Here is a 24,073-nt window from a genome sequence, read left to right as displayed (position 1 = left end):
GGGCATGTTGAAACAGTCGACGGCGGTCGAGCGACACGCGTTCCGCGCCGGCCGCCCGAAACGGAAGTTTTGTTGGCGCGGGCACGGTCAGGTAGTGCTGCGTTCAGTGGCGACGCGCATTTCGCGCTGTGTACCACCGTCATGCCGACGAAGGTCGGCACCCACAAAAGTTTCAAAATGGCCAGCGTTGCGAGTTGACTGGATCCCGGCCTGCGCCGGGATGACGTTGGGAAGTGTTTCACACAACCAGCCCCCCCGCAGGGGAGCCGTGGGCGCAGAGAAAGCTTCAACCGTTGCGGAAATAATTTGTAATGAAGCGTTCGTAGATCGTCGTCAGGGTCTCTAGATCAGAGATGCTTGTATGCTCGTCGACCTGATGGATCGTGGCGTTGACGAGGCCGAACTCGACCACGGGGCAAATATCTTTGATGAAGCGCGCATCCGACGTGCCGCCGCCGGTCGTCAGCGCGGGCGTCCGGCCGGTGACGGATTTGACCGCGTCTTTCAGTGTGGAAACGAGCGGACCGGGCTTCGTCAGGAAGACGTCGCCGGTACCGGAAAATTCAAGATCGTATTTGGCGTCGACTTCTTTTGCTGCGGCGGCGACCGTCTTGCTGACCCAGTCTTCGATCTTGGGGCGCGTCCAGGCGTCGTTATAGCGAATATTCGCGCGCGCCACCGCGCGGCCGGGGATGACGTTCGTCGCCGTGTTTGGCACGGAGATGACCGTCACCTGCAAGTTCGACGGTTGGAAGTTTTCGGTGCCGTCGTCGAGTTTCGTGGTCGACAGCCGGTCGATGATGCGCGCGAGCTTCGGCACCGGATTGTCCGCGAGCTGCGGATAGGCCGAGTGGCCCTGCTTGCCGTGCACGATGAGATCGATCGTCAGCGAGCCGCGCCGACCGATGCGGATTTCATCGCCTAAAGCTTTCGGGTTTGACGGTTCGCCGACGAGGCAGGCATCGACGACTTCGTCACGTGCTTTCAGCCAGTCGAGAATTTTCATCGTGCCGTTGATCGACGGGCCTTCTTCGTCGCCCGTGATGATGAACGAGAGCGAGCCGCGCGGCAGGCCGTTATAGTGATGGATGTACTTCATGGCCGCGGCGAGAAACGCTGCCACGCAGCCTTTCATATCGACGGCGCCGCGGCCGTAGAGAATACCGTCGCGCACTTCTCCGGCGAATGGGGGGACCGTCCAGGCCGCTTCGTTGCCGACGGGGACAACGTCGGTATGGCCCGCAAACGAAAGATGCGGTCTGCCGGTACCCAGGCGCGCATAGAGGTTATCGACGTCGGGCGTGCCGGGTTCCGAGAACACGAGACGGTGGCACGTGAAACCGGCCGGCTCCAGCACGTTTTGCAGCAGCGTCAAAGCGCCGGCTTCGTCGGGCGTGACGCTTTCGCAGCGAATGAGAGCCTGCGCGAGTGCTACGGGATCTGTCGGAACGAGGGTCATGATAAGCCGGGATTTCTAGAGGTCTGTTCAATCGATGGCAATGGTACGTCGCGGCCGTAGAGCGTTTCGATGATCGTAATTTTTTGCCAAATCTTATTCGACAGTTCCGATGTCAGCCGTTCCAGATCGCCTACCGTATCGACGATGACGGAGTCACTCAGCCGTTCGGCATAGAGAGCGGAGCATTTCGCGGTCAGCGACAGCATCTCGGAACAATAGTCTAGATAGCGCACAAGTTCGATGGGCGTCAGGTTGCGGACGGGCGAGGGTTCTGTTCGTACTGCGCCCATGGCGCTCGGGTCTTTGGTCAATTGGTGCATGTCGATGACGTGCACGATGGAGCGAAGCTCGTGCAGTGCACTCAAGGCTCGGGTGCGCTTCCAGCGGGTTTCGAGCGTCGAGACGAAGAAGGCGCCGCCGCCCAAGAGCACAACGAGATTAAACAGGGCGTCCAGACCCTGCACCGCTTCTGACAGTTCGTCGGTGCCTTTGAGGGCAGAAATCTGCGATGTGAAGTAAAGCAACATCGCCAGCGCTGCGCCGATCATGACAATCAAAAGCAGGCGCAGCACCCAGTTCGGGCGCGAGACGTATTCGATGCGTTGCGATGTTTGTTTTGCAACGTCGATCAGGCTGTCGCAAACCCGCGACAGGCCCGATCCGGGAAATCGAGACGAGATGCGCAGCTCGAGCCTTTCGAGCGTTTCCACGATTTTCGCGGGGTCGAGGGCTCGATAGCTGCGTGGCGTCACGATCAATCCCGCAAGAGTTCGTTGATGCTGGTCTTCGAGCGGGTCTTAGCATCGACGCGCTTGACGATGACGGCACAGTAGAGGTTCGGGCCCGGCGCGCCGTTGGGCAGCGGCTTGCCCGGCATCGTTCCCGAGACGACGACGGAATAGGGCGGCACCTTGCCGAAGAATTTTTCACCCGTGGCGCGGTCGATGATCGTCGTCGAAGCGCCGAGGTAGACGCCCATCGACAGCACGGAGCCTTCGCCGACTTCGACGCCTTCGGCCACCTCAGCGCGGGCGCCGATGAAGCAATTGTCTTCGATCACGACCGGACCGGCCTGGAGCGGTTCCAGAACACCGCCGATGCCGGCGCCGCCTGAAATGTGGCAGTTCTTACCGATCTGCGCGCAGCTTCCGACCGTCGCCCAGGTGTCGACCATGGTGCCGCTATCGACGTAGGCGCCGAGATTGATAAAGGCGGGCAGCACGACCGCGCCCGGCGCGATGTAGGCCGAGCGGCGGACGACGGCGCCGGGCAGGACGCGGAAACCGCCCTTGCGGAAATCAGCTTCGGTCCAGCCCGCGAACTTCGGCGGCACCTTGTCCCAGAAGAAGCTGCCGGCCGGGCCGCCCGAGATCATTTCCATGTCATTGAGGCGGAAGGACAAAAGAACGGCCTTTTTCAGCCACTGGTTGACGGTCCATGCGCCGTTCACCTTCTCGGCGACGCGGGCCTGGCCGTTATCCAGCAGGGTCAGAGCCGTTTCGACGGCGTCGCGGACTTCGCCTTTTGTGTCGAACGAAATGCCGTCACGGGCCTCCCATGCCGCTTCAATGGTGGATTTCAGCGCATCGTTCGTCATGGGAAGTCTTCTCCAAGGGCTGGCTATCGTCATTCGCGACGCGCCTTGTCGCCTCTTGGACGTGGGGTGTCAATTTCTGCCTGACCCTCGGCTTGTCTATTCCTGGCTGACCCGAGAGGCCGCTCACGGAGCATCCGTGCGAAAGGTGCTGAAAATCGGTTGCGTTCGGGCTTCGGTGTGATTCCGCCCGCATATCGAATCTGGCATGGTTCGCCCTCGTCGGACCGCGCCTCTGCGGCCGCTGCAACAAGGAAGCGATGTCCATGGCGAAATCGGAAAGCACGAGCAAGAAAGTCGCGTCGGCTGCCTCGAAGGTTTTGAAGAGCAAGACGGCGACGAAGGCGGAAAAGGCGGTTGCGGCTTCGGCGCTGACGCAGAAGGGCAGCACGGAAACGACCAGCGCCAAGGTGGCTTCCTCGGCAGCTAAAATCTTGAAGAGCAAGACGGCCAGCAAGGAAGCAAAGTCGGCGGCGGCTTCGGCCCTGACGCAGAAGGTCAAGGCGGCGAAGAAGAAGTAATCTTCAAGGAACTGGCGTCGTCCTCGGGCTTGTCCCGAGGATTGATTGAGCAATTGCCCGGGCGGGAACATGAATCCTCGGCATAAAGCCGAGGATGACAATTGCTTTCGGTAAGGCCGCTGTTTGCAAGAGCGGTGGGATGAACCCGAGCTGTGCGGGCTTAATTGATCGCGGTTTCGATGAGCTTCTTGGCGTCCGCGGAATCCCATTTCGCCGAGCCCGCTAGGCGACCGACTTCCAAGCCGTCTTTGTTGATCAGGATCGTCGTCGGCATGCCGATCAGCTTCAGGGCCATGCCCTGTTTCGCCGTCGGATCGGCGTAGAGGTGCACGTCGGTGGCTTTCAGCTCGTCGAGGAATTTGCGGGAGGCTTCGTAGCCGCCGCGGTCGAGGCTGAGCGTCACGACCTCGAATTTGTCGCTGCCCATTTCCTTTTGCAGCTTGTTCAGCGCGGGCATTTCTTCGCGGCAAGGCCCGCACCACGTTGCCCAGAGGTTCAACAGGATCGTCTTGCCCTTGAAGCTCGACAGGTGAACTTCCTTCCCGGCGGCGTCCTCGAAGGTGATGTCGGGGAGCGCTTCGGGCGGCTTCTTCGTCACAAATGCCGCCATCTCGCCGAGCTTGAAGGACGAGTTGCCCGACGCACCGACGGCCGGAGCGGATGAATCTTGGGCTGCGGCACTAGAAATCTCCGTCGCTTTGTTGTCGAACCAGCCCCCGATGACGTATACGGCGCCGAACCCGGCAAGCGCCGACAGCGCCACGATCCAAAGTGCTTTCTGCGGCCGTGCCTTGCTGTTCGCTGCCATCTGCTAACCTTGTTCGTTTCTCTGATACGGAGCCGTTCGTGACCGACAAGCCCGCCAATGCCATGTGGGGTGGCCGTTTTGCAATGTCTCCCGCGGAGATCATGCAGGAGATAAATGCCTCGATCGGCTTCGACAAGGCGCTTGCCCCGCAAGACATTCGCGGCTCGAAGGCGCATGCGGAGATGCTAGCGGAAGCGGGCATCATCACGAAGGCCGACGCGCGCGAGATTGCAAAGGGTCTGGACAAGATCAAGGCGGAGATCGATGCCGGGACGTTCACGTTTTCGCGTGCGCTCGAAGACGTGCACATGAACGTCGAGAGCCGTCTTAAGGATCTCATCGGCGCAGCGGCGGGGCGGTTGCATACGGCGCGCTCGCGCAACGACCAGGTTGCGACCGATTTCCGGCTCTTTGTGCGCGATGCGATTGACGGCATCGACGTGGCGCTTGCCGCGGTCCAGCAGGCGCTGGCGGAGAAGGCGGAAGCGCATGCGGCGACCGTCATGCCCGGCTTCACGCATCTGCAACCCGCGCAGCCTGTGACGTTCGGTCATCATCTTCTGGCCTACGTCGAAATGATCGCGCGCGATCGCGGCCGCTTTGCCGATGCGCGCAAACGCCTCAATGAAAGTCCGCTTGGGTCTGCGGCGCTGGCGGGAACGTCATTCCCCATCGACCGTGAAATGACAGCCGAGTCGCTGGGCTTCGACCGGCCGATGGCCAACTCGCTCGACGGCGTGTCGGACCGCGATTTCGCGATGGAGACGCTGGCGGCCGCCACCATTACAGCGGTGCATTTCTCGCGGCTTGCAGAAGAATTCGTGATCTGGATGACGCCGCAGTTCGGCTTCGTGAAGCTTTCCGACCGCTTCACGACGGGCTCGTCGATCATGCCGCAGAAGCGCAATCCGGATGCGGCCGAGCTGGCGCGCGCCAAGGTTGGGCGCATCGCTTCGGCGTTCCAGGGCCTCGTCATCGTGATGAAGGGGCTGCCGCTCGCCTATTCGAAGGACATGCAGGAAGACAAGGAGACGACGTTCGACGCGCTGTCGAGCCTGCGTCTCGTCATGGCGGCGATGGCGGGCATGATCTCTGACCTCGAACCAAACGCAGAGGCCATGCGGGCGGCTGCCGGTCGCGGCTATTCGACGGCTACCGATCTTGCCGATTGGCTTGTTCGTGAACTCAAGATGCCGTTCCGGGACGCGCACCACGTCACCGGCTCGATCGTCAAGGCGGCTGAGACCAAAGGCGTTGATCTCGAACAGCTTTCGCTCGAAGAGATGCAAAAGGTCGAGCCGCGCATCACAAAAGCCGTATTCTCGGTGCTGTCTGTGGAAAACTCGGTGAAAAGCCGGACCAGTTATGGGGGAACCGCGCCACAGAACGTCGCCAAAATGGCGCGCCAGTGGCTTCGGCGGTTGGAAAAGGCCCGGCAGAAGGGCTAAGTACCAGGAAGGGTTGCCCGCAGGCTTTGCGGGCTGAGGGGTTTTGGAGTGAATTTGGGCATGGCTGCGCTTTTGCGCTGCATGAGGACCTGGGGGACCATGGTGCTGCTTGGTGCCGTGGCTGCGGGTTTGGCCGGCTGCGGCGTCAAAGGACCGCTGGAGCCGCCGCCGGGCGCGAAGGCTGCGGGCGAGGCCAAATCGGCGGATGCCGCCGACCCTGGCAAGAATTCGGACGCGCCCCCGAAACCGCACGAAAACTTCATCCTCGATCCGCTACTGCGATAGGCGCGTTTTTTAGGGCCGTCTTGACCTTTCCTGCATTTTCCGGTGAAGCGGACGTTTCTCATCCGCTAGAAGCGCTTCCATGCATCATTTTCAATACAAGTCCGGCCTCCTTCACGCGGAGGATGTGAGCCTCGCACGCATCGCCGACGAGGTTGGCACGCCCTTCTACTGCTATTCGACGGCGACGCTGGTGCGCCATTACGAAGTTTTGTCGAAAGCGTTCAAAGGGCAGAACGCGCTGATCTGTTTTGCGGTCAAAGCCAATTCCAACCAGGCCGTGCTGAAGACGATGGCACGGCTCGGTGCGGGCATGGACGTCGTGTCGGAAGGCGAGCTTCGTCGCGCACGCGCCGCGGGCGTTCCGGCGTCGAAGATCATTTTCGCGGGCGTCGGAAAGACGCGGGGCGAGATGGCCTATGCGCTGGAAGAAGGCATTCTCGGTTTCAACGTCGAGAGCGAGCCGGAACTCAAGGCGCTGAGCGAGGTTGCGACGGCGATGGGCCGGACGGCGTCGATCGCCATTCGCGTCAATCCGGACGTCGATGCCAAGACGCATGCGAAGATTTCGACGGGCAAGGCCGAGAACAAATTCGGCGTGCCCTATGCCGATGCGCGACGGCTTTATGCCGAGGCGGCGAAGCTTCCGGGCATCAAGATTTCCGGCATTCATATGCACATCGGCAGCCAGATCACCAATCTTGCGCCGTTCCGCGATGCGTTCCGGCTGATGGCCGATCTGGCGCGCGATCTCAAGGGCGATGGCTTGGGCCTGGAGCATCTCGATATTGGCGGCGGCCTCGGCGTGCCTTATCGCGGCGCCAACGACATTCCGCCGACGCCCGACGAATACGCGGCTGTCGTCAAGGAGACGCTTGGGCCGCTCGGCCTCAAGATCGTGATGGAGCCGGGGCGCATGATTGTCGGCAACGCCGGCGTGCTCGTGACGAAAGTCAGCTACGTCAAGGAAGGTACCGACAAGACGTTCACGATCGTCGATGCGGCGATGAACGATCTGATCCGCCCGACACTCTACGAGGCTTATCACGATATCTGGCCAGTCGCCGAAGCCCGCAGCGAACTTGCGCCCATCCAGCAGGATATCGTCGGGCCGGTATGCGAGACAGGCGATTATCTCGCCGAAGACCGCGCGCTGCCCCCTTTCGAGACCGGCGACCTGATTTCTGTGATGACCGCGGGGGCCTATGGCGCGGTGATGTCGTCGACCTACAACAGCCGCTTGCTCATTCCGGAAGTGCTGGTTGATGGCGACAAGTATGCGGTCGTCCGGCCTCGCCCGAGCTATGACGATCTGATCGGCGCGGATCACCTGCCGCCTTGGCTCTCGACCGACCGGTAAAGGCTGGCGATCAGCTAGTCCCAACATTGAATTGGGATTGCGAGCCCGAGCTGCAGCCTGGGCACCTTCGAAGCACGGGCGGATGTTTTCTAAACGCGACTGCGCCTTCCAGCACGCGTTGGCAGCTCTCCAAAGGCGCTTCGGTGTCGAGGGAAACGCCGGAAAAGCCGATAACCTCGCCGGTGAGATCGACAACCCTCGTGCATATCACGCGAAGGTGCCTGTCGCCGTGGACGTAATTTTCTGTGATCGGTTCGTCGCTGAGAAGAGACTGATTGAGGATGCGTTTCACCGTTGCCAAGGTCGGTCCGCTCATGACGTCCGAGATGGTTTTCCCCTCAAGCTCGCTGCCCGTCATGTTATGGATGCTTGCGAACCTGTCGTTTACGCGCACATGCCGATGGTTCAGGTCGAGGAAACACAATCCGACGGGTGCTTGCTTGTAGAGTGTGGCGAGTTGGTGCAATTGCTGAAACGGCGAAACGTCGAGTGGCGGGGCCGTGTGTTCGACAGTGCCAACCATTTCGAGCGTACGTCTCGCTTCGTCTTTCGTCTGCGGTTTGCCGTAGAGCCACCCCTGTCCGAGGTCGCAGCCCAAGTCTCGCAATACCGCTTCCTCTTGGCGAGTTTCGACCCCTTCCGCCACGACGGTGATGCCGAGACTCTGGCCGAGCCCAATAATGGCCGCTGCGATGCGACGTTTGCTGCTGTCCCGGTCTAATGCTCGGACGAAGCAAGCGTCTATCTTCAACTTGCGAAAAGGGAAGGCCTCAAGCCGCGCGAGGCTTGAATACCCGGTGCCGAAATCATCGAGTGCAACTTTGATCCCCATGTCGTCGAGCTCGCGCAAGCGCGCGTAGGCTCCTTCCACGTCGGAGATGAGCGAACTTTCCGTGATTTCGATTTGGAAGCGCTCTAGGGGAAAGCCGGTGGCGCGAACGGTTTCCGAAAGCTCCAGCGGCAACGCTTCGCCAATCAACTGTTTCGGTGAAATGTTGAAGGCCAGGAAGAACTGACCAGGCCATGTCGCGGCGACAGGACACGCGGTCCGCACAAGATGGTTAAACAGACGGTCAATCAGATCGCGCTGTTCCAGTACTGGGATGAAGTCGACGGGGCTAATCTCGCCAGCCAGCGGATCCGTCCAACGGGCAAGGACCTCGAACCCCCGTAAGTGGCCGGACCGGATGTCGACTATCGGTTGAAACGCAGGCCAAATATGCTCATTCTCGATCGCAGTGGTTAGGCACGAGCGAACGGCCGTCCCTGCTTTGCTAATGAATTGAATGAGCACAATAGCTCCTATTGATCCGGCAGCTGAACATCAGTGAGCGTCTGACTGAAATCTGGATACGCACTTTAAAAAAGCCGTCAATCTATGGTTGCTGATTGTCGCACATTTTTAGGGAGGCGTATTGACACGCTTCGCGCAACCATCGGTGGAGCTGCGCTGTGCGAAGATGTGGCGTGGAGGATTTGGCGAAAGATGCCGAGCTGGAAAGGCAGAACCTGCTATCGGACGTTCAAGTTGCATTTTGTTAACGTGCCAAGACTGGTCCTCGTGATAGCTTGAGTTAATGCCAGAGCCCCAAAGCAGGGACCCCGGTCCCGAAATGTCGCGTTCTTTCGCGCGTAAAGTTCGTCTCAGCGCGCTGGCGTTGTTCTTTGAACGCCTTTGGCCGCGCCTATGGCTTGTGTTCGGCATTGCGATGCTGTTCGCGATGCTGTCGTTCCTGGGGTTGTGGCCGAACCTCGATCCTCTGCCGCATAAGATTTTGCTGGGCGCTTTCGCAGTCGCTGCAGTCGCCGCGGTGATCTACGCGGTGCGCATTCCGTGGCCGACGCGCGATGAAGCGATCCGGCGCATCGAGCGCCGTTCGGGCGTGCCGCATCGGCCCGCGACCTCTTACGAAGATACGCTGACCTCGGGTGCCGAAAACGCCAACACCTCGGCGCTGTGGCAGGCACACCGGCAGCGGCTGGCGAAAGCCATTCAGCGGCTGAAGGTCGGTAATCCTGCGCCGCGCACGGATCGGTTCGATCCGTGGGCCGTCCGCGGGCTATTGCTGCTGCTACTGATCCCCGTCGCGGTGATGGCGACCGGCAGCCTCGGAGACCGGCTTGCGGCTGCGTTCCGCTTCGGCACGAACGAGCATGGTCCGCCTGCGCGTCTCGATGCCTGGGTCACTCCGCCGCCCTACACCGGCTTACCGCCGGTGTTGCTGGCTGATGGTTCGAAGCAGGCCGATGAGCAAACACCGGAGCAGGGCAAGTTTTTCGAGGTGCCCGATCATAGCCTGCTGACGCTGAGAGGCGTCGGCTTCGATTCCAAAGGCGTCTCGCTCGAAGTCCTCGCGGATGGCGCGACCGAGCCGCTGACCGTCAAGCCCGAGAAGCCGAAGGCCGACGCACCGAAGAACAGCGACATGGCCAATGTCGCCGAGGTTCGTTACGAGATCCGCAAGTCGGCGCGGGTGCGGGCGCTTGCGGGGTCACAAGAGCTTGGGTTGTGGACGTTCGACGTCATCGTCGATGCGCCGCCGAAGATCGCAATGACGAAGCCGATTAGCGGCACTCCGCGTGGCTCGATGCGCGTGACCTACAAGGCGGACGACGATTACGGCATTCAAAGTGCCGAAGTGAAGGTGCAGAAAATTCCGCCCAAGCCCGTCGATCCGTCGAAGGCGTGGGCGCAGCCGCCCGCGCTCACCGGGCCGCGACTGCCGCTCGAACGGCCGCCGGTGCTGAGCCTGCGCATTCCTCGTCCGGGCGCCAAGACGGTCGATACGTCGACGCTGCTCGACGTGGCTGAGAACCCGCTTGCAGGGCAACGCGTCAAGCTGTGGCTGGAAGCGACGGATGTCGGCGGTCAAATCGGGCGCAGCAAGACGATCGAAGTCGTGCTGCCGTCGCGCCGTTTCAAAAATCCGCTGGCGCGCGCCGTTGTGGAGCAGCGCGGCAAACTCATGGACGATTCGCGCAACCGGCCGATGGTCGTGCGTGCGCTCGATGCGCTGACGATGGAGCCTGAAGGATTCATTACCGACAACGGCGTCTATCTGGGGCTTCGGTCGGTCTTTCATCGGCTCGACCGCGAGGACTCGCGCGAGGCGATCAATTCGTCGGTCTCGGAGCTTTGGCAGATCGCGCTGAAGATCGAAGACGGCGATCTTTCGCAGGCCGAGCGGGCGTTGAAGGACGCTCAGGATCGTTTGTCGGATGCCATCGAGAAAGGCGACGACAAGGAAATTCAAGACGCGATGGCGGAGCTGCGAAAGCGGCTCAACGACTATCTCAACGAGATGCAGAAGCAGGCGGAAAAGGACAATCCGTCTCAAGGCAATCCGCCAGACGATCAGAGCCAGCAACTCGGCCAGCAAGATCTCGATCAGATGATGAAGGATCTTGAAAAGAGCGCGCGGGAAGGGTCACGCGAAGATGCCGAGCGGATGCTCTCAGAGCTGCGCGAGCTGATGGATCGCCTGCAGGCGGCCAACACGCCGGAAGCACGCGCGCAGCAACAGCGCGCCGAGCAGATGATGAAGAAGCTCAATCAGCTGAGCGATCTCACCGGCAAGCAGCAGCAGCTGATGGACGATACGTTCAGCGAGCGTCGCCGCCAGGAAGGGCAGGGCGGCTCGCAGGAAGACCAGCAAGGTCAGGACGGTCAGCCGCGGACCGGCTCCAAGGGCAAGCAGGGCCAGGGCCAGCAGCGCGGCGACAACGGCATGCAGGGCGATCAAGAAGGCGGCGCCGACCAGGGGCAAGGTCCGCAGGGCCAGCAGGGACAGTCTGGCGGGCAGCAACAGCGGCGCGGCAAGGGCAGCTTGCAGGACCGGCAGGCGCAACTGCGCAACGAACTCGATCAGCTCAAGAAGGATCTTGAGCAGATGGGCGCCGGCGATCCCGACAAGCTTGGCAATGCGCAGGATGCGATGGGCAAGGCTCAGGATGCCCTGAAGCAGGGCGATCTCGACGAAGCCGCGAACCAGCAAGGCCAAGCGCTCGACCAGATGCGCCAGAGCGCGCAGCAGATGGCTGAGCAGATGCAGAAGAATGCGCAGCAGCGGCTGGGCCGAGGCGGTTCCTCACCGCGCGATCCGTTTGGACGGCCGCAGCGGGCGCAAGGTCCGGACTTCGGCAATTCGGTGAAGGTGCCGGATGCGATCGACGCCCAGCGGGCGCGTGAGATCCTCGAAGAGCTGCGCAAGCGCGCCGGTCAGAATACGCGTCCCGAGGATGAACTCGAATACATCGACCGGCTGCTGAAGCGGTTTTAGCGGCTTTCTCCGCGTCGGCGCTTCGTGAGGCGAGGCGTTTGTGCAGCAAGAACGATTGGCGGGCCGCTCGCGTGTGATTAAGCGAGCGTTAACGCGGTCTATGCCAAATGTCCTATGCCTCGCGATTCGGTGGAGGGTTGCCGTGACAGCGATCGGTCCCACGTCCAGCTACAACACCCGCGTAGTGGCACTGCAACTTTTGCAGGGCAAGCCAGACTCGCCGTCTTCCTCCAATGACAAGTCAACGTACATCAAATCCAGCGTGGCGTTGGCCGCGAAGGCCGCGTTAGGTGCGTCCCTTGCACCTCAGCCCCAGAATAAGGAAGTCTTCGCATTTCTTGCCGGCGGAGGGTTCAGCGCCAGCTCGGATGATGTTTGGCAAAGCTTGATGGATGTCTTTTCCGATCATGACCTGCAAAAGGAGTTCAGCGATAAGGTCAAGGAGGAGACCGCCAAAGCGCTGAATGAGGATCACAAAAGGATATCGGTGGACGCCGCTAGGCAACTCGCATTGCGCGACGTCATCAATGCGCATCGCAAACTCTTTCCTGAGGAAGAGTTTTCGTTTTCCGTTACTCCTTCCCGGTATGGCGATATCCCGCCGCCTCCGGTGACCATTGCGTCCGTTCGAACATGGCCGCCGAGATCTTTAAAGGAGAGATCGCGCAAAAGCAGGCCGATTATGATGCGGCCGCCGCAGCCGATGAAGTTCAGCCCGATAAAGACGGCGCTAAGCTTGATGCGATGGAGCAAGCTGTCAGCGTACTAACGATGAACGGAGCAGCGGACGTTGATCAAGGTGTCACCGACGCTAAAGCCGCTTATGCAATTCTCACGAAAAAGCTCTATCCCGATTACACCGATGAGACCAGCGGAGCAGCGGCTCCTACGACAGCGGCCGAGCCGCAGAAGAAGGGGACGACGGACAACGCTGTGCCCGCATAGAGCAGGGTTGACGAAAGGCATCACACGCCGACTCCGTTCTGTCAGGATCGCGGTTCGTCATCGAAGGGGCGGCGGTCGGGATAAATCAGCGCTTCGATAGTTGCGATCAGGTGTTCGATCACGCGCATCATTGCGTCCTCCGTTCTTGAATTCACTGAGAGAACGGTGCGCTTCCTCCGCGCGCAGGACAAACGGCGTTACTTTACATAACGTGTAAGTTTTTGTTACATCAGCCATGGCTCGACGATTACCACCGCTGAATGCGCTCAAAGCGTTCGAGGCCGCGGCGCGGCTGTCGAGCTTTTCGCGTGCGGCTTCCGAACTCAACGTCACGCACGCTGCGATCAGCCGTCACGTGCGCGCGCTCGAAGCGGAATTTCGCACGCCACTGTTCGAACGCACGGGACGCGGCGTGGAGCTGACGGAAGTCGGCCGGTCGCTGGCGCTCGAACTTACAAAAGGGTTCGATCTTCTTGCTTCGGCGGTCAGTCAGTTCGCGCGGCCGTCGCGGCGACGCAAGCGTTTGATGGTCACATCCGATCCGGCTTTCGCCGCGCTCTGGTTGGTGCCGCGGCTCGGTGCCTTTACGGCGCAGAACCCGAATATCGACATCGTTCTTGATGCAACGCCCCGTCTCGTCAATTTCTCCAAAGAGGACGTCGACCTCGGCATCCGCTGGGGCGGCGGGGCCTGGGAAGGACTCGAAAGCAAGCCACTCGCGCTCTCTGAACTGACGCTGGTCTGCAGTCCTCAATTCTTGCGCGATAATCCATTGTTTGTCGCCTCCGATCTGGACGGCAGTCTTCTCATTCAGGAGACGGCGAAGGAATGCTGGGACGCGTGGCTTTCGGCGGCAGGCGTCGCGGACGAGGTAACGCCGTCCGGGCCGACACTTAATGGCGACCTCATCATTGCTGCAGCCGAAGCCGGGCAAGGTTTGGCGCTCGCCGATCAAATCCAGGCGGGTGATGCGCTCATCGCCGGCCGGCTTGTTCGGCCGCTCGATATCAGGGCGACGCGGTTTGGCTATTATCTCGTGCGCCGATCCGGTGCGAAGATTTCGGATGCGGCGATGGCATTCGAAACTTGGCTTGCCGCCGAACTCAAGACGTTCCAGGCGGCCCTCAAATCAATGCAGACAGCAACTTCAATCAAAAGCCGTAAGACCGGAAAAGCCAAAGCTGCTCCCCGGTCCCGCAGCGTTCGCGTGTCTTAGGGCGTTGCCGGTTTCGGCACGAAGCGCGTGAGGAAACCACCGATCACCTGATGGCTCGTCAGTTTGGCGCCCGCCCAGCCGTCTTTCGTCGGCTCGCCCGACCACCAGCGCGAGAACTGGCGCCACATGTCGATCGGGAACCAGGTGCCGTCGCGGCCCGTTAGCGGTCCCCAATAATCGGCGCTCGTGAATTTGTATTCGATGAAGACCGAGCCGGTCTTGAGCCGCAGCTCGATGCCGAACAGCGCCTGGGCGACGGGACCGGTGTACTGGTATTCGTAGGTCCGCGATGGTGCGTTCTTCGGATAGATTTCCGAATGCGGGAACGACAGACCTGCGCCCGCGCCGAAGTAGGGCGAGAAGATGCCGAGCGACGGCAGACGCATCAGGCCGTTGAGCGTCAGCATGTTGTGGCCGTGCGTCCATTCAAGTTTCTTGAAGTAATCGCCAACGCGCCCTTTTGGCGGCACCGGCTTGCCGTCAAAGGTGCCTTCCATGTCGAACTGCTGGTCGTCGAACGGCGCGTGGACTTTCGAGTGCGTGAAGTCAAGCATCGTGCCGAAGCGGCCGCTGAACCAGCGCTGGATGCGCACGCCGTAGTAAAGCGGGTTTTCGAACGGCAGTGTGAACCAGTCGATCTTCTTGATCGTCAGATCAGAGTTGCCGGGTCTCACGTAATGAAAATCGCTCGGATAGTGATAGGGCGCGCCGAGGTAGGCGCCGAAGTCGCTTTCGCGGCCGGGATGCTGGGCGGTCGAGACCGGCGGGTTGGTCGCGGCGGCACGCGTGTCGGAATCGTTCGGGAGCGCTGCTGCCATCACGAGCAGTCCCATCGCTGCGGCGGCTGCCGTCAGCTCTATGGCTCGGACGATTGTGGATGTCGAAGGCCGGCGAACCGATCCGGGTGCTGGCCACAAGGGTGCCAAAAGGCGTTCGCGTGCGAGCATTGAAAATCCCCCCGTTTGCCGTGCCCCTGATGCGCCGGTCTTATTGGTTGCCCGACGTTTGTTGCTGGTAGGCTTTATGCGCCTCCGCCGGGCGCTTGCAAGGCATCTAGCATACGATTCACTGCGGCAATCTGCGGCGCGTCACGAGTTAAATACTGCGGCCCGGTATAACCCCACCAATCCCAACAGCCTTGGGGGTTGGCGGCCGAATCCGCCACCTGTGGAAAAAGCACGATGAAGCGGTTGGTGTCGGCCCATCGCGCAAAGCCCGATTCTTTGACGAACGTGTCGCCGACCGCCTCGCGATTCTGGGCGCAGCCGTGAAAGGCGATGTGGACGCGGCAGCCGGGCGTCTCGGTGCAGGACTTCGGCACGTAGACGACGCCGGTTTCCGCAAGCTCGGCGCTGTTGTCGTCACTTACGAATGGACGCTGATCGAAGTCAAAGAAGTTGCCGGAGAGCGTCGTCGCGCGGGGCTGGAGATCGCCGTAGATGAATTTCAACAGCGCGCCAGCCTGATCATAACCGCAGTTGACGACGTAGGGTTCGCCGGAAACGCTGCAGGCGCTGCCTTCATCGTCGGTGACGAATGCGTGACCCGCAGGCAGATCGGAGACAAGGTCGATGTTGGCTTTCGGCACGCCGAGCTTTTCGTAGAATTCCGCCGCGTGCCTGACGATCGCGGGGGCGACGGTGCGATCGGACGTGCCGGTGAAGAGATAGATGCGGTCGCGGACGACGTCTGCGATCGGATCGATCTCGCCTTTGGCGGCGCGTTCTTCGGCTTTCTTCGCGAGGTCTTCGGGATCGGAGACGCCCCAGATGCCGAGCAGGTTCAGCATGCAGCCGTTGACGGCCTTGCTGAGATTCAAGATTGCCGTGCCGGTGCCTGGCATGGTGTTGGCAAAGATGCTCTCGGAGCAGCCGTAAGGGCCGCCTGCGATGATGGCTGCGCCGACGACGCGCTTGGCGTGCGCCATCTGGAATTGACCCGCCATATAGGCGCCCGATGAGATGCCCGAGACGGATGTTTCATCAACCTTGGCGCCAAGTGCGGGCAGCGGCCGCGCCGACGACGCATCGTGCTGCGCGTCGTTGCAGCCGCCATTTGCAATGGCGACTGCGATCAGGGTGAAGGCGAGCGCGAAGCTGCGGAAAAAGGAATGGCAACACATCATAGGGCGTTTGAAATCCAGAATGCGCGAAGCGTCAAAAATGGAATACGCAGCGCACTCTGCACCATCGGCGTTCCGGTTCCAAATGGGACTTTTGGTACCTGCCTCGCATTAAACATCACGTCGAGCGTTCGTGCGTGTCGCTCATCTACGCACGAATTCTGACTTAGCTCGTCTCTCCTCGTTGATGGGCGAGCGTGAACGGCGGTTGCAAATCCGCTCGCGGCGGCAGAAACCAGGGCTAGTTGCCGTCATCGTACACGAATTGCGGAGCGGTCGGTGCGGCCGTTTGCGTCGATGACGGTCAGCTTGGCGAAGCCTTCGGTGGGTTGCCATGTGGCTTCGCGCGTGTGGGTGTCGGACGGAATGGGCTTGCCGTCGATGAGCCATGTCAGTGGCAGCGCGCCGCCGTCGGCTTTCAAGATCAGCGGATCGCCGTCGAGATCGGATTCGGCGATTTCCGATTGATCGGGCGGGAAAGAGATCAGCACCGGCGGTTCGAGAAATTTTCCGGCGACCGGATCGTCGCCGGGATCGCGCCAGCGTTTCAGCGGGGCGGGAAGCTCGGCGTTCGTCGCGCGGATGGCGTTCGCAGGCGCGCCGCGCAACGGCGTGCGGCCGCCGGGAACGCGCTCGAACGCGTCGAACAACATCGGCGCGGCGGCGCTGCGGCCGACGAGGCCGGGAATGCTCGAATTGTCCGGCCGGCCGACCCAGGCTGCGATCACATATTTGCCGTCGTAGCCGATCGCCCAGGCGTCGCGATAACCGTAGGATGTGCCGGTCTTGTAGGCGAAGCGTCCCCCCTTGGCGTTGAGCGGGGGCGGCGCGTCCTTCAGAATATCGGTGACGTACCAGGCGGCGAGTGGCGACATCAGGCGGTGCGCATTGACGAGCGGCTTCAGGTGCGACGTTGCCCAGACCTTGCCGCGCTCGCTCCAGCGATGCGTCAGCATGATGCTGTCACCGCCGCGCGCGAGGGCCGCATAGAGTTGTGTCATGTCTTCGAGCGTCAGTCCCGTGCCGCCGAGCGCCATCGCCAGCGTCGGCTCGGATTTGTCCGGAAAGCGGGCTTCGACGCCGGCGCGTCGGAAGCGGCCGACGAGCTTGCCCGGTCCAACGCGCGCGAGCACGCGGACGGCTGGGACGTTGAACGATTGTTCAAGCGCTTCGCGGATTGAAACGGTGCCGTGATAACCCTCGTCGAAATTTTTCGGCGCGTAGGAGCCGAAGCGGACGGGCCGGTCTTCGATGAGCGTTTCGGGATGCGCGAGACCGGCTTCGAAGGCGAGGCTGTAGATGAACGGCTTCAGCGTCGAGCCGGGCGAGCGTACGGCGGTCGCCATATCGACTGCGCCGTGGCGGTCCTTGTCGAAATAATCGGCGGAGCCGACCTCGGCGAGAATTTCGCCGGTCTGGTGGTTGGCGACGATGATGGCGGTTGAGACGTTGTCGCCGATCAATCGGGCATGATCCTGCGCGAGTTGTTCGAGGCTTGCCTGCAGATTGCGGTCAAGCGTCAGTTTGATGACGCTTTCGGTCGGATGCGCGGCGACTTCGCTTTCCGACAGATGTGGCGCGAGCAGAGGGAACGCGTAACGCGCTGACGGGATGCGTTCGGCCTTGGCGCGCTCGGCTTCTGCGGCAGTGATGACGTGTGCGGCAACGGCGCGATTCAGCACGCGATTGCGGGCGTGCAGCGCGGCTTTCGGGTTGCGGTCGAGACGGCGGACCTCGGGCGACTGCGGCAGGGCGACGAGCAGCGCGCATTCGCCCAACGATAAATGTTTCGGTTCCTTGCCGAAGTAGGCGAGGGATGCTGCGCGAACGCCTTCGAGGTTACCGCCAAACGGGGCGAGACGAAGATAGAGTTTTAAAATTTCGCGTTTTGACAGCGCGCGTTCGAGTTCGATGGCGCGGGCCATCTGACGAAGCTTGCCGCTGGCGGTGCGTTCGTGGCGGCCATCGAGCAGGCGTGCGACCTGCATCGTCAGCGTCGAGCCGCCCGAGACAATGCGGCCATGACGCAGCATCTGCAGCGCCGCGCGGACGACGGCTTTGCTGTCGATGCCGTGGTGGAAATAGAAGCGCTTGTCTTCGAAGGCGAAGAGCATTTTCAGATAGTGCGGATCGACGTCTTTCGGGTCGAGCGGCAGGCGCCACATGCCGTCGGTCGTGGTGAAGGCGCGAAGCAAGCGGTCATCGCGGTCGACGACGGTGGTCGAGACGGCCTTCGCGTTTTCGAGCGGCAGCGGTCCGGCATCGGCGAAGGCTTTGAGATAGAGCCCGTAGGCGCCGCCCGAGGCGACTGCGAGGACCACAATCCCCGCAATCGCGATGCGTCTCAGCGTGCTCCTCCCTCCATTCAAGAAATGGAGAGAGGAGATCTTGCTTCTAAGCGATGTCAAACGAAGCCCCAGCCGCACGTCTCGTCACTCCTTCAGCGAGACGGTGAGCGTGCCGGCTGCGGAGCGGGCGTAACGCTCCGGCCGGTACATGTCTTCCACAGTTGCCGCCGGATAAACGAACGTACCGGGCGTCACGGCGCGAACGATGTAGGCAAGCATTGCCGTTGTCGGCGCTGGCTTCGCTTGCGACGTGCCGTCGGGCTGCGTGACCGTGTTGTCGCTAGTGTCGCCATTCTCGCTGCCGGAAGACGAAGCCACGGCTCCGAAGTTGAAGGCCGCAACGAAACGATCGTCGCGGAACTCGGTGTGCTCGGGCGCTGCCGTCGATTTCAACCACGAAAGGTTCGCGATCGCGCCGCTTTCGACGAGATGCGGGTTTTCGATCTCGAAGCCCGCGGGCAAGCGATCTACGACCATCACGCGGCCCGCCGGATCGTCGGACGTGACCTTCACGACCATGACGAAGCGGTCGTTTTGCTTCACGTTCGCCTTGCCGCCGGTCAGGCTTGCGAGATCGATCTTCTTGCCATCGACCGTGTAGGCCTCGCGTTCGATCTTGAAGCCTTTCGAGACCGGCGGCTCGGGCGTGAGTGCCGCGCCGAGAACCGAGATGACGGCATCGACGGCGGTGTCGCCGTTGTTGGTGATCGTCAGCGCGCCATTCTTCAATTCGGCGGGCGTCAGACCCTTCAGCAACGGGCCGTTCACCGGTTTACCGTCCACGGCGAGCGTCGTCGCTTTCACCTCATCGTTCAGAGCCTTCGCGGCGAGCAGCATCCAGGCTTGTTCCTGCGTGGATGTGTACGTGCGCGTCTCGTAGGCCTTGGCGATGACGGTGGCGAGCTTCGGCTGCTCTTCCCGCGCGATGCCGGTTTCGGCGGCGAGCGTGACGAGAGCTGCGCCGTCACGCAGCGTCGAGCCGTAGTCGCTGCGATAGCCGCTATCGGGCGTATCGGGCATTGCGGCGAGAGCCGCCGAGAACGTGCGCTCAGCGCGTTCCTTGTCGCCCATCATCGCGAGCGCGGCGCCGATTTGCGCTTTTGCCAGCGGCGTCGAGAAGCGGTCGATGCGCTCGTCGGCGTAGTAACGAAGATCGCCGATGGGCGCGCGGGCGTTGCGGGCGAGAACATAGAGCGCATAGGCTCGGTCTTCGCCGCCCTTCTCGAAGTCGGATGCATAAGCGATGAAGTTCTGCAGCCGGTCGAGGGCGCGATTGAAGTTCTCGCGCGGCACGTCGTAGCTCGCTTCTTTCGCACGCGTCAGGAAGTCGGTGACGTAGGCCGTCAGCCACAGGTCGGTGCTGTACGGACCCCAGACGCCGAACGCGCCGGTCGAGTCCTGCATTTCGAAGACGCGGCCGATGGCTTTCTGCACGCGCTCCTTCAGCTCTTTGTCCTGTGCGATCCCAATTTGAGCCGCGACCGCATTGGCGACGACAAGCGGCATCGCACGCGATACCGTCTGCTCGGCGCAGCCGTAGGGATAGCGGTCGAGCTGGGCGAGAAGCGTCGGCACGTCGAGACGCGCGGCCGGTCCGACCGACATGTTGATCCGCGTGCGTGACGGGATCAGATCGTAAGCGATGTCGGACGAGACGACGAGCTTGCCGCCGGGCTTCAGCGACGAAATCGTCGTGCGCTTGATGTCGCCTGCGGGCGGGAAGACATTGAACGTCATCTCCCGCTTGACGGCGATATCGTTCGGGCCGGTGACGACAGCCTTCAGCGTAATCTCACCAAGCTCGGTCGGCTTGAAGACAACACGCTGCATGATGCGTTCGCCCTGCTTCAAGTCGGCCGTCTTGTCGGCAACGGGAGAGAGCGTTTCGTTGCGGTCGTCGCCGGTTTTTTGCGACAGCGTGAGTTTGTACGGCGCGGCCGGCCCATCGACGTTGTGGATCGAGAAGCCGAGATCGACCTCGTCGCCAAGCGTCATGAAGCGCGGCACGGCGGCCGTCAGCGCAACGGCGTCGCGGACGATCAAATCGCCCGAGCCATGGCCGACCTTATCCTTGCTCCAGGCAACCGCCATGAAGCGGACGGTGCCGTTGAAGTCCGGCAGATCGAACGACACGCTCGCAGTGCCGTCGTCCTTCACCTGTACGATGCCAGAATAGAGCGAGACGACCGTTTCGACCGTCGGATTGCCTTGCAGCGCCGCGGTGCCGTCGCCGCCTGAGCGGAGCTTGCCACGGTCAGCGCGCATACCGTCGATCAGCTTGCCGTAGAAGTCGCGGATTTCGAATGACAGCTTCTGCTGCTGACCGAACCACTTCTCCGGGGCGGGCGTTTCGAAGCGGGTGAGATTTAGAATGCCGAGATCGACGGCGGCGACGACGACGCGGGCGTCTTCGCCGGGTGCGAGGCCCTCGACCTTCAGCGGCACGTCGACGTGTGCGCCGGACTTCACCTTGTCCGGAAGTGTCACGGCAACTTTGAGCTGCTTGCTGCTCTGGTCAATCGGCAGCCAGCGGATGCCGATGGCGCGGCTCGGCATACGCTTTGCGGCTTCGTCCATTGGGCGATAGAGGATCGCGGTGGCGTAGACACCCGGACCCCAGTTGCTATCGACGGGGATTTCGACTTCGCCGCCACCCTTGGCGATATCGACCTCTTTCATCAGGTCGAGACCGGTGCCGAGCACGGCGACGAGCGCTTTGCCGCCCAGCTTCGAGGCGATGCGCAGCTTCGCGGTGTCGCCGGCTTTGTAGTTGTCTTTATCCAGCGCGACGTCGAGCTGCTCGGGTGAATCAACTGAGTCGCCCGATGTGTACCAACCGGCGTTGAAGATGATGCTCGAGGCTGGGCCATCGGCATCGTTTGACGCGACGTCGAGGCGGTAGCGTCCCCACTGGATCGGCTGCGAGATCTTGGCAGCGCCGTCCGCGGTGACGGAGAGAGGGCCGCTGCCGATTTTGCGCTTTACGGTGACGGCGTCATAGGTCCACGTGCCATCGCGGCGATACCACTGCCACGTCGTATCGAGGCGCGTCAGTGTCCAGGTGAGGTTGCTCGACGCTTCGGCTTTACCGTCGGAGCCGAGCAGCACGACGTTGAATTCGGCGGGCTGGTCTTCTGGCGCGGTGAGGTTGTCGAACAGCGGCTTGATGCCAACGCGTTCGAGTTTCAGATCGACGGGCAGCGTGATGTTGCGCTCGATGGTGCGGCCACCGTCTTCGCGCAGCTTTACGGAGATAGAAGCTTCCAGCGGCTTCGGTGTTTTTGGCATCTGCGGCAGCGTGATCGGGATCGACGCCTTGCCGTTCTGATCCATAGCGAGGTTCGACGGCAGCGCCTGACGTACCGGCGTTACGAACTCGTCAGCTTGGCCGAAGATATAGCCGGTATAACCGGGAACGTCTCCGTTCGATGCCTTGACGACGACTTCGCCTTCGAGGCCGAGCCCAGCGGCGGGCGGGCCGTAGAGATAGCGGCCATCGGCGTCAATCGCTTGGTTTTCATCCGGCGCGAGCGCCTTGATTTTCGATGAGAGCGTCATGTCGAGGCGTTCGGGGACGAAATCTTCGACGAGGAATGACCGCTCCGCGATCGGCTCTGATTTCGGATCGGTATAGAGCTTCGCACGCCAGGTGCCGGTCATTGCGGTCTTGGCGAGATGCACGACGTGCGCGCGGCCGCCGAGACCCTGATCGTTCATCAGGAAGCGCGTCTGCTCAACGCCATCGGGGCGGAAGACCATCAGCGTTGCCGGGACGGATGACGATTTGCCGAACTGATCGCGCACGAGCGCCGTGACGTTCACGTCCTCGCCGCCGCGATAGACGCCGCGCTCGGTATAGACGTAGGCATCGACGGGGCCGGACGGATCGCGGCCCTGCACGCCGCGGTCGGAGAGATCGAAGGCGTTGAGCGTCAGATCGAGGAAAGCGTATTCGCCTTCGCCTTTCTGTGCGACGAGGATTGCGGGCGCCGAGCCGCCTTCGCCTTTGGTGATCGCGGCGTCGAACTTGGCGTAGCCATGCTCGTCGGTCGTGGCAGTCGCAAGCACCTCATTGTTTTTCGCAATCAGCTTCACAGACGTGCCGCCGACAGCGATGGCGTCGCTCAGCGAACGGACGAACGCGTGCACGCCGTCATTGCCGCTGAACGCGGTGAGGCCGAGGTCGGAAACGATGAACCACTGCGTCGCGCGTTCATAGCTCTCCTGCTTTTGCTTTTCGGAGGGCTTGGCGACCATGACGTAGACACCCGGTTCGAGCTTGCCGGTGGCGTCGGTCACGGGCACGGCGGTCGTCACGTCCTCGTTGAGCTTGGAGGCAATGTCCATCTGGCCTTCGTAGACCTTGATGCCCGAACGATCGCGAATGTTGTCGACGTCGTAGCTCGAAAGCTGGCGCGCCATGTCGCCGTTTTGCAGCGTCGTCGCGAGGTTACGGTCGCCGATGCGATAAACTTCGACGTCGATCTTGCTGGTGTTCGTCGTCGTTACTGGAATGCCCTGCTGGCCGCGTGAGGGCAGCACATAGGCTTTGCCGCCGAAGCGGACGTACGGCGTGCGGTCGGGAATGTAGACGGCGATGTCGGAGGTTTTCAGCAGTTTCTCGCCGATGTCGGACGGCAGTCCGGCACGGATCTGAACCTGATAGCGTTCGCCGTACTTCAGGCCTTCGAGGCAAAGCTGCTTGCCGTCCTGCACGAGGTTTTGCGGGTCTTTGCCGCCGACGGAAATGAATTTCGCGACGTCGGTCTGCGTGCGCGACAGGTCTTCAGAGAACTGCAGGCAGAGGCGCGGTGGCGTCGCGTCATTATCGGTCTTGTAATCGGTCATGCGGAAGCCGTACTGGCCGCGCAGCTTGTCATACATTTCGCGTGTGGTCTGGTCGTCGGCGAGCGCGAGGCTGAGGCTCAGCGCGTCGATCGCGGGACGCCAATAGGAGCGGGCCTCGAGCGTGCGCCCGAGCACGTAAAGCGCGTGGGCTTTCTCGTTCTTATCGGTTGCGCGCTGGTAGCCGGTGTAAGCCGCGCCGGAGGCATAGATCGCGAGATCGTAGCGTTCGCTCGTATTATTGGGATCAGGCGGAATGGCGAGAAGCGCTTCGGCGAGGCGCGTCCAGGCAGCAGAGTCCTGAGCGTTTGCCGAGACGACATTGGCGAGCGCGCGAGAGGCGGCCCGCGGATCGCTCGCAAAGTCTTTTTCGGCCTGAGCTTTCAGCGCGGCGGGCGTTTTGCCGTCCGGTTTCCAGTTGGCCTTGAGATAGGCCTCATAGCGTTTGGCATCGGCGGCGATGCCCTGATGCAGGAACGGTTTGGGATCGGCGCTGGCGGTTGCGAAGGTCGCCAGCACGAGCGTGAAAACCGCTGCAAGGCGCGCGAGGAAAATCATGGGGGTGGCATCCTGTGTGAAAGCCTCGACGTCCGAGTGCGCGAGCACGCGGTCTCACGCGCTCAACGAAGCTCTGGTGGAGTATCGCCAGTTGGCGTTTCAAGCAAAAGACCAACAAGGTCCAAAGGCCGAAGCGCGGCGATAATTAGGAATTTCCGGTGCTTGCGCGTTCTTGCGGCCTTTTTCCTGCGTTGGCTCAGGCAAGCAATTTATCACCGCGCCGAGGGGCGGGGATAAGTTTCGGTTTGGGGAATTTTTGAAAGGTGTTCGCCTTGTCCCTTCGGGGG

At 61.7% G+C, this 24,073-nt stretch carries 17 protein-coding genes; 8 read left to right on the top strand and 9 right to left on the bottom strand.

The features are described 5' to 3' along the window. Positions 1-286 precede the first annotated feature (286 nt). Genes dapE through dapD form a run of 3 tightly spaced genes read right to left on the bottom strand, consistent with a single transcriptional unit; the run spans position 287 to position 3,056 of the window. Positions 287-1,459: a succinyl-diaminopimelate desuccinylase gene (gene dapE, locus RLW55_RS03540; RefSeq protein WP_409561840.1), complete on the bottom strand. Its 1,173-nt coding sequence runs from the start codon at positions 1,457-1,459 to the stop codon at positions 287-289. After that, positions 1,456-2,211 carry a hypothetical protein gene (locus RLW55_RS03535; RefSeq protein WP_423415598.1) on the bottom strand — a complete coding sequence of 252 codons (756 nt, stop codon included), beginning with the start codon at positions 2,209-2,211 and terminating at the stop codon, positions 1,456-1,458. Before RLW55_RS03535 ends, dapE begins: the two co-directional genes overlap by 4 nt. 2 nt (positions 2,212-2,213) lie before the next feature. Beyond that, positions 2,214-3,056 (bottom strand): 2,3,4,5-tetrahydropyridine-2,6-dicarboxylate N-succinyltransferase, encoded by an 843-nt coding sequence (gene dapD / locus RLW55_RS03530; RefSeq protein WP_414461481.1) that lies wholly within the window; start codon positions 3,054-3,056, stop codon positions 2,214-2,216. A gap of 263 nt (positions 3,057-3,319) precedes the next feature. On the opposite strand from dapD, the gene RLW55_RS03525 reads away from it, so the two are divergent. After that, positions 3,320-3,574 carry a hypothetical protein gene (locus RLW55_RS03525; protein WP_013945697.1) on the top strand — a complete coding sequence of 85 codons (255 nt, stop codon included), beginning with the start codon at positions 3,320-3,322 and terminating at the stop codon, positions 3,572-3,574. A gap of 160 nt (positions 3,575-3,734) precedes the next feature. Here RLW55_RS03525 and RLW55_RS03520 read toward each other — a convergent pair whose 3' ends face one another. Further along, entirely contained in the window at positions 3,735-4,382 is a 648-nt protein-coding gene (locus RLW55_RS03520) for a TlpA family protein disulfide reductase (RefSeq protein ID WP_013945698.1), read from the bottom strand. A gap of 38 nt (positions 4,383-4,420) precedes the next feature. Here RLW55_RS03520 and argH point away from each other — a divergent pair, with 38 nt between their 5' ends. From argH to lysA, 3 genes are all read left to right on the top strand, one after another. Beyond that, complete coding sequence (gene argH / locus RLW55_RS03515; RefSeq protein WP_423415597.1) at positions 4,421-5,830, top strand: argininosuccinate lyase; 1,410 nt, start codon at positions 4,421-4,423, stop codon at positions 5,828-5,830. 60 nt (positions 5,831-5,890) lie between these two features. Next, a complete protein-coding gene (gene lptM, locus RLW55_RS03510) occupies positions 5,891-6,115 on the top strand; it encodes an LPS translocon maturation chaperone LptM (protein WP_423415596.1) in 225 nt (74 codons plus the stop codon). 79 nt (positions 6,116-6,194) lie between these two features. Continuing rightward, complete coding sequence (lysA, locus tag RLW55_RS03505) at positions 6,195-7,472, top strand: diaminopimelate decarboxylase (RefSeq protein WP_423415595.1); 1,278 nt, start codon at positions 6,195-6,197, stop codon at positions 7,470-7,472. Between the two features lie 10 nt (positions 7,473-7,482). On the opposite strand, the gene RLW55_RS03500 is transcribed toward lysA, so the two are convergent. Continuing rightward, on the bottom strand, positions 7,483-8,766 hold the full coding sequence (locus tag RLW55_RS03500; RefSeq protein ID WP_423415594.1) for an EAL domain-containing protein: 1,284 nt from the start codon (positions 8,764-8,766) through the stop codon (positions 7,483-7,485). Between the two features lie 319 nt (positions 8,767-9,085). Between RLW55_RS03500 and RLW55_RS03495 the strand changes: the two genes are divergently transcribed. The 4 genes from RLW55_RS03495 (at position 9,086) to RLW55_RS03480 (ending at position 13,913) form a co-directional block, all read left to right on the top strand. Continuing rightward, positions 9,086-11,752: a TIGR02302 family protein gene (locus RLW55_RS03495; protein WP_423415593.1), complete on the top strand. Its 2,667-nt coding sequence runs from the start codon at positions 9,086-9,088 to the stop codon at positions 11,750-11,752. A 142-nt stretch (positions 11,753-11,894) separates the two neighbouring features. After that, positions 11,895-12,521 (top strand): hypothetical protein, encoded by a 627-nt coding sequence (locus tag RLW55_RS03490; protein ID WP_423415592.1) that lies wholly within the window; start codon positions 11,895-11,897, stop codon positions 12,519-12,521. A gap of 2 nt (positions 12,522-12,523) precedes the next feature. Continuing rightward, positions 12,524-12,697: a hypothetical protein gene (locus tag RLW55_RS03485; protein ID WP_423415591.1), complete on the top strand. Its 174-nt coding sequence runs from the start codon at positions 12,524-12,526 to the stop codon at positions 12,695-12,697. Positions 12,698-12,932: 235 nt separating this feature from the next. Beyond that, positions 12,933-13,913, top strand: a complete 981-nt coding sequence (locus RLW55_RS03480; protein WP_423415590.1) for a LysR substrate-binding domain-containing protein — start codon at positions 12,933-12,935, stop codon at positions 13,911-13,913. On the opposite strand, the gene RLW55_RS03475 is transcribed toward RLW55_RS03480, so the two are convergent. The 4 genes from RLW55_RS03475 to RLW55_RS03460 form a co-directional block, all read right to left on the bottom strand. Further along, positions 13,910-14,860: a hypothetical protein gene (locus RLW55_RS03475; protein ID WP_423415589.1), complete on the bottom strand. Its 951-nt coding sequence runs from the start codon at positions 14,858-14,860 to the stop codon at positions 13,910-13,912. The genes RLW55_RS03480 and RLW55_RS03475 overlap by 4 nt on opposite strands. A 74-nt stretch (positions 14,861-14,934) precedes the next feature. Beyond that, positions 14,935-16,038, bottom strand: a complete 1,104-nt coding sequence (locus RLW55_RS03470; RefSeq protein WP_423415588.1) for a poly(3-hydroxybutyrate) depolymerase — start codon at positions 16,036-16,038, stop codon at positions 14,935-14,937. 248 nt (positions 16,039-16,286) lie between these two features. Beyond that, the gene (pbpC, locus tag RLW55_RS03465) at positions 16,287-18,356 is read right to left on the bottom strand and encodes a penicillin-binding protein 1C (RefSeq protein WP_423415587.1); all 2,070 of its coding nucleotides are present in this window, start codon (positions 18,354-18,356) and stop codon (positions 16,287-16,289) included. Positions 18,357-18,467: 111 nt separating this feature from the next. Then, entirely contained in the window at positions 18,468-23,786 is a 5,319-nt protein-coding gene (locus RLW55_RS03460) for an alpha-2-macroglobulin family protein (protein WP_423415586.1), read from the bottom strand. Positions 23,787-24,073 lie beyond the last annotated feature (287 nt).

The organism is Hyphomicrobium sp. B1 (genome assembly GCF_049532635.1).
GTDB lineage: Bacteria > Pseudomonadota > Alphaproteobacteria > Rhizobiales > Hyphomicrobiaceae > Hyphomicrobium_B.
This window is presented reverse-complemented; position numbering and strand designations above follow the sequence as displayed.

What these genes read in the sequence shown, in the direction of transcription:
- RLW55_RS03495 (WP_423415593.1), top strand. Translation starts at nt 9,086, where the DNA reads ATGTCGCGTTCTTTCGCGCGTAAAGTTCGTCTCAGCGCGCTGGCGTTG.
- RLW55_RS03475 (WP_423415589.1), bottom strand. Translation starts at nt 14,860, where the DNA reads ATGCTCGCACGCGAACGCCTTTTGGCACCCTTGTGGCCAGCACCCGGA.
- RLW55_RS03525 (WP_013945697.1), top strand. Translation starts at nt 3,320, where the DNA reads ATGGCGAAATCGGAAAGCACGAGCAAGAAAGTCGCGTCGGCTGCCTCG.
- RLW55_RS03480 (WP_423415590.1), top strand. Translation starts at nt 12,933, where the DNA reads ATGGCTCGACGATTACCACCGCTGAATGCGCTCAAAGCGTTCGAGGCC.
- RLW55_RS03460 (WP_423415586.1), bottom strand. Translation starts at nt 23,786, where the DNA reads ATGATTTTCCTCGCGCGCCTTGCAGCGGTTTTCACGCTCGTGCTGGCG.
- RLW55_RS03485 (WP_423415591.1), top strand. Translation starts at nt 12,524, where the DNA reads ATGAACGGAGCAGCGGACGTTGATCAAGGTGTCACCGACGCTAAAGCC.
- dapD (WP_414461481.1), bottom strand. Translation starts at nt 3,056, where the DNA reads ATGACGAACGATGCGCTGAAATCCACCATTGAAGCGGCATGGGAGGCC.
- lysA (WP_423415595.1), top strand. Translation starts at nt 6,195, where the DNA reads ATGCATCATTTTCAATACAAGTCCGGCCTCCTTCACGCGGAGGATGTG.
- RLW55_RS03470 (WP_423415588.1), bottom strand. Translation starts at nt 16,038, where the DNA reads ATGATGTGTTGCCATTCCTTTTTCCGCAGCTTCGCGCTCGCCTTCACC.
- dapE (WP_409561840.1), bottom strand. Translation starts at nt 1,459, where the DNA reads ATGACCCTCGTTCCGACAGATCCCGTAGCACTCGCGCAGGCTCTCATT.
- RLW55_RS03520 (WP_013945698.1), bottom strand. Translation starts at nt 4,382, where the DNA reads ATGGCAGCGAACAGCAAGGCACGGCCGCAGAAAGCACTTTGGATCGTG.
- lptM (WP_423415596.1), top strand. Translation starts at nt 5,891, where the DNA reads ATGGCTGCGCTTTTGCGCTGCATGAGGACCTGGGGGACCATGGTGCTG.